Source organism: Acinetobacter sp. YH01008 (genome assembly GCF_013420435.1).
Classification (GTDB): Bacteria; Pseudomonadota; Gammaproteobacteria; order Pseudomonadales; family Moraxellaceae; genus Acinetobacter; species Acinetobacter pseudolwoffii.
In genome coordinates, this window is sequence record NZ_VOYD01000008.1 from 40,649 (window position 1) to 52,210 (window position 11,562).

Here is an 11,562-nt window from a genome sequence, read left to right on the forward strand (position 1 = left end):
TTTGAAAGATTAAGTTCTGCACTTTTTGCAAAGTGATCCTAGACAGTAGTTCCCTCTATATTTTCTTAAAAATTTCTGCTAATAGGCTTCAGGGCTTAACCAGCTATTGGCAGAATGCCTTCTAATTCGATTGTAATAAATCTCAATATATTCAAATCTGATTGTCGGGTAGTCAGACGCAGTTACCTACGTCCAACCCCCTAAGAACCGTGCATGCGAGTTTCCCAGCACACGGCTCAAGCCTCTGCTAAGGCGCCATTCGGCACCCGGTTATACATCGTTGACATTGGCAAACTAAACACTCCTCGGACAATACAGATGGTAAATCTCAAGATTAGCAACTGCATCCGTTCCACCATGACTTAGCTTCACAATATGACGGCTGTGCCATGGTGTATCTTTGGTGACTGGTTTAAGACAGGCGCAGCAGCGACCACCTTGTTTTAGCCACACCCGATACAGCTTGGCTCGCCCCTTTGCGGAGACCAGCATTCTTTTACCCCATCGGGATTCGAAGTACTCATCCCATGCGGGGTCATGAGGGTTAGCAGCAGCCTTGATCTTGATATGTCGCACAATTGGCGTGTCCGAGGCAGACACTAATGTGTATTGTCGCTTCCGACCATCGGCGGACTGTTCATCACATGAGAACACCCATCGACGCGCTCCTTGTACTTTGAAATACCGATCTTTGACCCATCGGAGTGTTTTGCGAGGGTGGCGACGTACAGCCCATCGCCAGAGCATTTCCCACACTGCGTTGTCTACCTGGTTGAAAACCTTCTTGGCAACGACATGACTATGATAGTTGGCCCAACCCCTTAGAATCGGGTTGAGCAAACCGATCAAAGTGGCCTGTCGTGTCGCTTTGTTTGCATTGATTAATGCTCGCAGCTTGTCAAGATGAGCACTGATGTTTGCCTTTGACGGCTTGATCAGTAGCTTGCCGTTGTACTTACGTACGTTCCAGCCAAGAAAATCGAACCCGTTCCCTATGTGCGTGATTTTGGTCTTTTCCTGAGAGAGCACGAGACCGCGCTGCGCCAGAAATTCAACCACGGCAGGACGAACTTCATTTTCGAGCCACTCTTTAGAATACCCCGTGATGATGAAATCATCCGCATACCGTACCAGTTGCAGCTTTTTGCCTGTCCATTTGGCGTTAGAGAACCTCTTCGCCAGCATCGTTTCCAGTCCGTCCAAGGTCATGTTGGCCAGCACCGGGGAGATAATACCTCCTTGCGGTGTTCCGGAAAGACTGGGAAACAGCTTGCTTTGGTAGACGTAACCGGCTTTGAGCCATTTCCGTAGAATCACCTTGTCCATTGGGAGGTTGGCGATCATCCAGTCATGGCTGATATTGTCGAAACAGCCTTGAATGTCACCCTCTAGCACCCACTCCGCACTTACTTTTCTTGACAGCACACCAAAGCACTGTGCTGCAGCATCCGCGGTTGAGCGTTGCGGTCTGAACCCATAAGAGTTCCGATCAGCGATGGTCTCCGCGATGGGTTCCAAAGCCAGCAGATGGAGCGCCTGCATGGCCCGGCATTTCATCGTGGGTATCCCGAGAGGTCTCATCTTGCCATTTTTCTTCGGAATAAGGACTCTCCGAAGCGGAAGGGGCGTGTAACCTCGCCTCTTCAACGACATCATCGCACCGGTCTTGGCCTTGGGTGTATTCCAAGTCACCTTGTCGACCCCAGCCGTGTTTTTGCCTTTGTTTTCAGACACTCGTTTGACGGCCAATGCTTTGCCACTAAACGAGTGAGTCAGCAGCCATTGCAAAGCTTTCGCCTTGTTATGCCTGCCGTCTTGTACCGCCTTCACAATACGCGCTTGCAGCCCTCTGACATGACGCTGTACAGCAATCCAATCGATGCTGTCCCACGATGTGCTGGAAGGTGCACACGCTGATACTGCTGCATTCATTTGCTCTCCCTCCATTAAAAGGGTTCTACACACTCTCTTGTGATGAGAGACCATAAGGACGTCAGCCCGCTTTCGCGTGGGGTAATGTTTCAACCTCTATCCAACCCATTACAGACTGGCATTCGCTTTTTCCTCGTTCCTTCGCCCGCATCACCATGGGCAGTTTTTTCAAACTGCTTTCCCAATGGGAGTAATACGGGATTTCCACGTTCCGCTTACTGAAGTACATCGGCTTAGGTGCCTGCTATCGACCGGGAGGCGTATGGGTCACGAATGCGTAATCGAAAGACGCAATTCCCACCTCCATTACCGTTTTGGTTCGAGCGTATCAGCCATTTCCGCTCGTTCAACTTAACGATCGTTACGCAGATTCACATGTGTTCACCATACCGATTATCTAGCCCTTGTCCGGCTATGGCTGCCAGAAGGGTACGCCTCTCACGATTGATACCCCGCACCTTGCGGTGCCTCGTTACATTGTCGAAGGCGCTCTTTATTCAGCCTTCTAGATTCACCCGGTGACACGGGTGGTTCCCGCAGGGGGAACAACTTCATTAAGCGACTTCGTGTCGCACTTCCACCCAGTTATTACCAATCGGCAGATTGCCATCTTCCAGATACGGCTTCCCGCTCTTTAAGCTGTAATTGATCGCCTTAGCTGTTGGAGAGTTTGGTGGACTTTTACCTGATGTTCTTTCAACCAATCATACCGCTACTGCATGATTGGTTGACTGTCCTATTTCCTTCATTGTCGTCGATTTTCGGCGCTACAATTGCTATTTCTCTTAATTTTGCTTCTATCGCATACAGTTGCTGAATCAGCTGCAGAGCTCCTGTTCTGCGATAAAGCTTTTTCCTGTCACATGCAGTTTATGGAATTTACGTCGCACTTACGTGCGCCATGTAGCTAACTTCAATGATCTGACCTGAGCGGGCATTGGTTCCTCACAGACCGATTTACCACGTACATGCCGTTCCTTATAAAACTGTGCAGGTCTGAAATTCAATTTCTTGCTGATATCTTCACCGATACGATGCAGTTTACAGTCACAATTGAATTTACCTAAATCATTAGTGTGCCAAAAGTTAAATTTAATTGAGACTTTAGTGATACATAAGTGAAACTTTTATGTGCTAAAACTTTGTCATCATTGATACAAAAGTGTGCCAAAGTAATCTTTAAAAGTTTATATCAACCTCCCCAACTTTAAATAAATAAAATCTAAAATAATAAATCTAATACAAAATAACCTCCCACCAAACCATATTTAATTAAAAATTATTTTTATAATATTAAAGATTAATATATATCTGATAAAATTTTAGGCTTAAATATATTTTCAAAATAAAAATCATGCTTTCTCTTAGGATTTATGACGTAACACCGCTTATTTTTCATACACATTATGACGTAACAGTGATCAAGTTTTAACCTCATTATGACGTAACACTGATCATATTTTGTACTCATTATGACGTAACAAAAATTATTCATGAAAATATTTCGGTGAGTAACAGTAGTCTTGTATATAATTTAACCACAATGATTTTCTAAGATTTTTTCTATTCCTAAAACGATGAAAGCTAAATTTAATCACTATTAAGTATGTTGAACCAAACTATTAACTGCAGAATATTATTCAATTATTCTCAATTTAAAAATATAAACATTTCTTCTTTATTTATAAAAAATTTTTCAAATATAATAGTTTTAAATTAACCATTAATATCTATATACATAATAAAATTAGCAACATTTAAAATAAAAAATATTCTTTAATTGTAATTTCATTATGCGACATGGTGTCGCTAATATAGCTTTAAACTTACATGAAATCCAATTGTATGGCCTGCACATAAAATATGAATAGCCACCAAAATTCTAGACACACATAAAGATGAAATGGACTGCCACCAGGCTCCTAGACAAATTTCGTCTATTCTTGGTTAAATTGATTACCGAACGTGGATATTACGTCACTGATCTAGCAGAATGCTTAGGTGTATCACATCACAGCACAGTATTTATAAATGGCTAAAGGCCGGTACAGCCTTTACGCAACAACCCTGATGAACATGAGCTGCTTGAGGCAAAGAAAGCAATCCTTCGTCTTAAAAGTCAGCTTATTAAACAGACTGAAGAGGAATGAGACATCCTAAAGTGAAAGCATTGGTGAACCGTACCGGGTTTGTCGGAGACTTCATCACTTTCTATAAAATTTTAATCTTTTGCCAAGATACTTGATCTAAAGAAGCAAACCATCGCTTATACTTTTGATCGTAAACTGTTTAACCAATTCAATAAATTCATCCATGAGTTTGGTAACAATCCTTATTAAAATACAAAACGCCCAATGGAGTTCATCAGGCGTTTGTTTGAAATAAGGTTTAACCTATTTTAATAGCCAGACATAAATTAATTTAAGACTTCTGCTCAATTTTTAATTGATCGCTACTACCAATCTGCGCCCTTGCATTATAAGGAAGCTGTGCATTTACATGCATCACCTGTTCAATGTGCTCAATACGTTTAGAAATGACAGTATCAATATGGGCCTGCATTTGCTTTTTACTCTCAACCACAGAGGCAACGACAATATGACAACGTTCATTCAGTTTCTTCAACTGTTCTGTCTTGAAATCAAAATGCTTTGCCATTTCTCGATCAATACCACTCATATAAAGTTTTCGGCTGTCTGATTCCTCTGGGAATTTGTTTGCTATATCCAACATCTGTGGAACTTTTGAAAACATAAAGTCGTCATTTTCGATGTCTTTTCCCAGATCAGCATACATTGCTTCAACTTTCTGAACTTGTTCCTGACTACCATTCTCCAAGAGAACCAAACGCTCTTCAGCGAGCAAATTGACCTCTTTAAGCATTTGCATCATTGAGCCTTGCATCGCCTGAAAGCCTTTGCATCGAGCTTCAATCATCACTGCTTCAAGACGAGCATTGACTTCCATCAATTCAAGCTGAGCATTTTTTACTAAATCGACCCGTTCATTTTCCAGTTTAGCAACTTCCACCTTATCTGGATCGTAATTGGTCACGGTCGAGCTTGTAGATGTTGAATATGAACCGCCATAATCACGATCATGCCCTCCTCCTGTGCTACCCGAAGACCCGCTAAAAACACTTTTGGCAAAACTAACGGCACCACCGACTAAATCACCTAGAAAACTCACACCTATCCCCTTTTATTTCTGTAATGCTTTACGCATTTTAAAAATCAATGTATTTACGTCTTTTTCTCGTTGTGCCAATGCTTCACTATAGCTTTGAGCATCCTGCAAACATGCAGCTAAGTTCTGCTGTTGAACTTTACGTAATTCGTCACTCATGATCAGAAGAACGTCATCACGTTCTATAAGTTGTTCTTTGGCTAGAAAATCTGTGATTTGATTGACCACGCCTTGCTGCCAAGCTTCACTAAAACGTATTAACCAAATCTTTTGCGCCGTTGTTTTGGTATTAAAGATGACCTTTTCCAACTGCTGCATAAACTGATGAACAAGCTTGGTGAGTTCTTGCTCTTTTTCAAGCTTCTCTTGACGATGACCATTCGGCTGGAATGCGTAAGTTGTATGAATACCTAAACGCTTTTGCAAATAAAACTGATCCAATTCATTCTGATACTGTTCAATACAAGGCAGAACATCAAGTACAGTTTGTTCATCTATAAGTTTGTTTAAGCCAGCATCCAACAAAGGCTGAATCTGTTTTAAAAGGGATAAACGCTCACTGCGCCATTCTGCAAACCATTTTGCAATTTCTTCCGATTCAATACTGTTATCTAGACCTAACTGCATTAAGTCCTGCTGATATTTATCTACCAGAATGAAGTAATCCTCTGCTGATTTACGCAGAACGCTTACTATTGATTTCACAAAATCCAATGATTGATCCAACCATTCCATTTCTTTTAATGTCTTGGTACAGAGTATTGCAGTATGTTCTGCAAGCAGTTCAAAACTTGGACGCAATTGTTGCTCAATTTGTGCCAAACCCACCAATGTATTGGTTTGCTCTAAATTGAGAGAAATCTGCTGAGATTCTGAAAATAAATTAATTAAGTTTGAACGCAACGGCGTTAAGCCTATATCAAGACGTTTTTTTAGCTGTTGCAATTGCGATTCAAGTAACTGCTTTTCTTCAGCAGTCACATTCATACTTACAGTTATCTTTTTATCTAGCTCCTGCTTTAATTCAAGGGCAGTCTTCACTAGATCTAGATTGTCATTTTCCCATTCATCAATTTTACCTAAAAGACTATTCAGCCATTTTTGTGCAGAAAGACTGTACTGCCACACAGATTTATTGATTTCATCAATATTATAATTTTGTATTTCAACAAGAAAGTCATAAGACACTTTACCCACATTTGATACCGCCGCATTTGACAGATCATCATAAGTTAGACCAAGACCCAAAAGTTTTTTCTCTAATTGTCTTTTTTCATAGTAAATTTCAAAAATGCTATTGTACTCATCACATTGTTTCTTAGCTATATTCAATCTGTTCTGATAATCAACATTGGATTCATTGTGAAACTGATCCAAGAAGGGCTCAAAAATCGGCATCCATCCTTTATCTATAAAGAAATTCAAAATTATTTTGCTTTTTTCCCTTCCGATCATACTCGGATGATCTGGTAATAATTTTGGATTATTCAATACCCTCAGTACAGGGAATACACTATGGTTTAAGTAATTCTGATAATTTCCTGTGACATACCAAGAAAAAGAATCATTTGCGCTGAAGCCTGTTATATAGTTAATCTTTTTTAATTGGCCTAATTTATCTATATGCTTTGAAATAAATATGCCAGTCGCCTTAGATCCTCTAAATTTTTTTGGATAGTCTAATTTTAAATTATGTGAGCCTTGTTTAAAAAAATATGAACCTTTAGTTCTATCAGTTTTCTCATCATAATAAAAAATCTCAGATAGAATTTCCCATCGCCCTTTTTCAATATCGTTAGGCCCATAAGATTTTTTTACCTCGTTCCATTCACGATAGGCAACATGTTTAACGTGGTTAAAATTTGGAAATAAAAAACCAGTTCTACGATCAAATACAACAAATGGCTTATTTTTAAAAGTAAACCAATTCTGCTCTTCTATAGCCTCATATAAAGTATCCTCTACATCACCATAAGCAAGTAGTTTCTGATTTACTTCGATTAACTGCACTTTTAATACATTTATTTCTTTTTGATCGTCATATTTGATTTTGGAAACCGTATTCACATTACCCCCTAACATTTAAACTATTTCTTAAAAATTCTTCTGTTCTTTATTGATCAACACATCATAAATAATATGCGCAAACTGCCTCATCTTTGCAGGATCGCTCATGAGCTGTGTCATTTGCTCAGTATGTGCATCATTGCTATCCAATACGGCGTCATCAAGCGCCGTATCAAACTCACCGAGCATCGCCTGTTCACGGGTATTGTTTTGGATCTGCTTCATCATCCGTACGTTTTCAGACATCTTATCTGCCACGGTATGAACATAATTAATCATGTCTTTATCCGTCAGCTTATCCGTGATAAAGATCTCATTCACACGGCTTAAAATCACCGACAGGAAGTCTTCTTTCTTGTCTTTCGCCTTTGCTGTACCCAAATCATTCCCAGGCTCCAATTTATGCTCAGTACTGTCTGCTTTAAGCTGAATATCCTGCTGACGAAGCTTAGACAAGCGGTAATGGCTCATTGCCACATTACTCAGATCAATCTCATCTTCATCCGCAGCTTGTTCACGTAGCATTGGGCGTAAGTTACGCGCAAAAAGACTCAGCTTCTCAAGTTCTTGATCGTCATATTCCACGATCTGAGACATAAATTCATAGAACCGGGTGAAACTGCCTAAATCCTTTTTAAAGATTTCCAGCGCATCACGGGCTTTCTTCGCTTCTGCAAATTCGTTTTCAGCATTAGCTATCAGTACGGCGTCAGCTGTCTGTTTACAGCGTTCTAAACGGTTCTTGGTGACATCATAATCATTGATGGCTTGTTGATAACGATGCTGCCAGCGTTGTAAAGCTGGCTTACAGATGTTCGCGAGGGCTGCACTGGATTTATTTTTGCTGTAGAAGGCCTCAACGAACTGTTCTACTTCAGTCCAGAGGAAAATACCTGAGGCTTTCAGCTTTTCAAACAGATCATAAACCTGATCGGGATTGGATACATCCGCCAGTTCTGCTGTTTGATAGTACGGTTGGAAAGCATCGAGAATGTCTTGTGGATCGTTAAAGAAATCGAGCACAAAGGTGCCTGTTTCAGATTTCGCAGGATAGGTCCGGTTTAAACGCGATAAGGTCTGTACGCATTCCACGCCACCCAATTTCTTATCGACATACATGGCACACAGTTTTGGCTGGTCAAAGCCGGTCTGGAATTTATTCGCCACAATCATCACCTGAAAGTCATCGCTATCAAATGCCTTACGCATCTCACGACCTTTCATATTCGGGTTCATATTGCTTTCAGTAAATTTCTGACCTAACAGATGACTACTGTCTGCATCATTGGCATTAAATTCTACATCGCCTGAGAATGCCACCATGGCTTGAATGTTGGCATAGTTCTGTTCAGTAATGTATTTATCAAAGGCTTGTTTATAGCGTACCGCTTCTTTACGAGAACTGGTCACCACCATGGCTTTGGCTTGTCCACCGAGTAAACCCATAATATTTTTCTTAAAATGCTCAATGATGATATGCACTTTTTGCGAAATATTATGATCGTGTAAGCGTACCCACTGATTCAGCTTGGTCTTGGCCTTCTTGGCATCGACCTGAGCATCTTTTTCTTCGATCTTCTGCTTCAGCTTATAGATCACTTTATAGTTGGTGTAATTCTTCAGCACATCCAGAATAAATCCTTCTTCAATCGCTTGGCGCATTGAATAGACATGATATGCCACAGGAATATTGGTTTTAGACGGCGGCATGCTTGGATCGGGCAAGCGTCCAAACAGTTGTAAGGTTTTATCCTTTGGGGTTGCGGTAAAGGCATAGAAGCTTAGGTTTGCACTGCCCTTACGTGATGCCATCACCGCATCGAGTACATCTTCAGAAGAAAGCTGTTCATCTTCATCACGCTCTTCAATCATCAAAGTTTCTTTGAGCTGACGTGCCGTGGAACCGCTTTGCGATGAATGGGCTTCATCGGCAATGACGGCGTATTTACGTTCTTTTAAACTGGTGCTGTTTTCAATGGCACGCAGTACAAACGGGAAGGTCTGAATGGTGACGATGATAATCGGCTGGGCCATTTCCAAGGCTTTGGCCAGTTTCTCTGATTTTGAGCCATCACCTTCTTTATTGTTAATCCGCCCCACCACGCCATCGGCATGTTCAAACTGATAGATCGTATCTTGTAGCTGTGCATCCAGGATGGTTCGGTCTGTCACCACAATCACCGAATCAAACATCTTTTTATTGTTGGCATCATACAGACTGGACAACTGATGCGCCGTCCATGCAATCGAGTTGGATTTACCTGAACCTGCACTGTGCTGAATCAGGTATTTTTGTCCTGTGCCTTCAGCCAATGAATCTTTAACCAAGTTATTCACCACTTTCCATTGGTGATAACGGGGGAAGATCAGACTTTCTTTTTTGTATTTACGCCCTTCCCAGTCTTCCTTTTCTTCAATCTGTAAATGAATGAAGTTACCCAAAATATTCAGCAAGCTATCCGGGGTTAAGACTTCATTCCATAAATAGCCTGTGGCGTATTCATTCACATCTTCAGGCACATCATTGCCTGCACCTTGTTCCTTGGTGCCTTTGTTAAATGGCAGGAAGTAGGTGCTGTCACCATTCAAATGCGTCGCCATATAGACTTCATACTGACTCACGGCAAAATGCACCAATGCCCCGCGTTTAAACATCAGCAAGGGCTCAGGCTTATTGGTTTCAGGGTCTTTGGGCAGTCGGGTTTTTCGGTACTGTGTCATGGCATTTTGCACGGCCTGTTTAAACTCGGACTTGAGTTCCAGAGTCGCCACAGGAAAGCCATTGATAAACAGCACCAGGTCAATTCGCCATTTTTTGGCTTGTTTACCTGTTGCCTCTAATTCGGCTTTGGATGTGTATGGGCTATACACCAGTTCAGGCACGACACGGCAGATATTTTGCTGATAGCGTTGATTCAGTTCGGGGTTTAGACCATGTTCAGGTTTAAACTGACAGAATGAAAAGCGTGTGCCACGGGTTTTGATGCCATGACGGAGTATGCCTAATGTGCCATAACTACGGGATTCAACATCGGTGGCATTGATATCGGCTTTTTTAAGCTGAGCCACCACGGTATCTAAAAAATGGCGTTCGGTATCATTGGGGAAGATGTTTTTAAATTTCTGCCACTCGACCTGTTGGGTCTTTTGGACAAAGTCGAGTACATCTTGCTCATACAGGGCTTTTTCACAATTGTAGCCTTGCGCAGAACCCACAATCCAGCCATGCGATTGCATTTGCGTAATAATATCTTTCTGGAAGATAGTTTCTAAAGTTGCATCCGATCTCATGTTTCCCCTACCCCTAAATACTCAAATTTCTTTATTACGGTTCTATTTGCCAAACTGGATAGCTTTGCCAATCTTCAGGGAAGCCCATCGCTGTTTTTGATATGTTGTGATGTGTCAAAAGTAGATCAACCAGACGTTTACGCCATGTATGCTGCGGAGCGATTTTGTCCATGAAATAGAGTAGAAATACCAGACTGTTATAAATTTTTCGATCTGCTGCGTTGGTATTTTCAAAATTGCATTGCACCCGAAGCCCCATTGGCTTACTGCGTGGCTTAGCAATGGTTTTGGTAAATTTTCGGTTCCATAGTCTTGAATGATGGGCACAGGTATTTCTTAGGTAAACAAAGTGCTGTAACAGCCCTTCAAACTGTTTTTCATCGCAATCAAAATGACTGGAAATGGCTTTACGTGTCTGAATCGGTGCCAAGAGCTGATACCATTTAGACAGTTGCCCAAAACTCATGACTTCGCAGGTGGCCCAGATTGGTGGTAATTCGGGCTCATCATAAGTGCGTTTATAGTGTTCGATAAAGACTTCGTCTGCTCGGCCTACTTCACCTTCAAGTGATTCTAATAATTTGTGCCATCTAAAGGCGGGTTTAAAATATTGCCCTTGTAGATAGGCATGACAACCATGCCGATGTGCCAATTCATAGGCGAAACGGGTGCGAACGGCAACTTCCAGGCGTTCTATGGCATCCAGGATGAGTAACCTTAATTCACGATCAAATACATACAGCGCTAACACCTGTTCAAAACTGGTCTCTGGTTTAAAGCAATGTGGTGAATGGGTGTATTCAAACGGAAGCCAGTAGGCACCTAAGCGATAATAATTGATTTGCTCTAGGTAAAATTGCGCATCTTGCTCATTGGCAAATTGCATGCCACGCGCTTTTAATAGCTCAATTTGTTCAGCAAAGGTTTTGGCAGGCTTGTTAAAAGATTTCATAGATGGCTTGCCCTGATTGTTATATTTTTTAGGGCTCCAGAAACAAGTAACCCGACAGTTTGAGGATGCAATTGCTTGCCTAGCCTTGTCGGGTGTTGTTGAGCATATAGTGAATCATTGCAATTATTTATGCA

General features: G+C 41.5%; 6 protein-coding genes and 1 pseudogene. All 7 read right to left on the reverse strand.

The genetic code is table 11. The annotated features are described in order from the left end of the window. Nucleotides 1-294 precede the first annotated feature (294 nt). Nucleotides 295-1,932: a group II intron reverse transcriptase/maturase gene (gene ltrA / locus FTT75_RS06725; RefSeq protein ID WP_180186142.1), complete on the reverse strand. Its 1,638-nt coding sequence runs from the start codon at nt 1,930-1,932 to the stop codon at nt 295-297. A 575-nt stretch (nt 1,933-2,507) separates the two neighbouring features. Further along, nucleotides 2,508-2,865, reverse strand: a pseudogene (locus FTT75_RS06730) (transposase); the annotation flags it as partial. After that, nucleotides 2,823-3,044 carry an IS66 family transposase zinc-finger binding domain-containing protein gene (locus FTT75_RS16040; RefSeq protein WP_180186167.1) on the reverse strand — a complete coding sequence of 74 codons (222 nt, stop codon included), beginning with the start codon at nt 3,042-3,044 and terminating at the stop codon, nt 2,823-2,825. The pseudogene FTT75_RS06730 and the gene FTT75_RS16040, both read right to left, overlap by 43 nt. Nucleotides 3,045-4,353: 1,309 nt before the next feature. Next, the gene (locus FTT75_RS06740; RefSeq protein WP_180186143.1) at nt 4,354-5,121 is read right to left on the reverse strand and encodes a hypothetical protein; all 768 of its coding nucleotides are present in this window, start codon (nt 5,119-5,121) and stop codon (nt 4,354-4,356) included. Between the two features lie 12 nt (nt 5,122-5,133). Further along, complete coding sequence (locus FTT75_RS06745; protein WP_180186144.1) at nt 5,134-7,185, reverse strand: hypothetical protein; 2,052 nt, start codon at nt 7,183-7,185, stop codon at nt 5,134-5,136. A gap of 27 nt (nt 7,186-7,212) precedes the next feature. After that, nucleotides 7,213-10,476 (reverse strand): type I restriction endonuclease subunit R, encoded by a 3,264-nt coding sequence (locus FTT75_RS06750; protein ID WP_180186145.1) that lies wholly within the window; start codon nt 10,474-10,476, stop codon nt 7,213-7,215. 34 nt (nt 10,477-10,510) lie between these two features. After that, nucleotides 10,511-11,428, reverse strand: a complete 918-nt coding sequence (locus tag FTT75_RS06755) for an Abi family protein (protein WP_180186146.1) — start codon at nt 11,426-11,428, stop codon at nt 10,511-10,513. Nucleotides 11,429-11,562 lie beyond the last annotated feature (134 nt).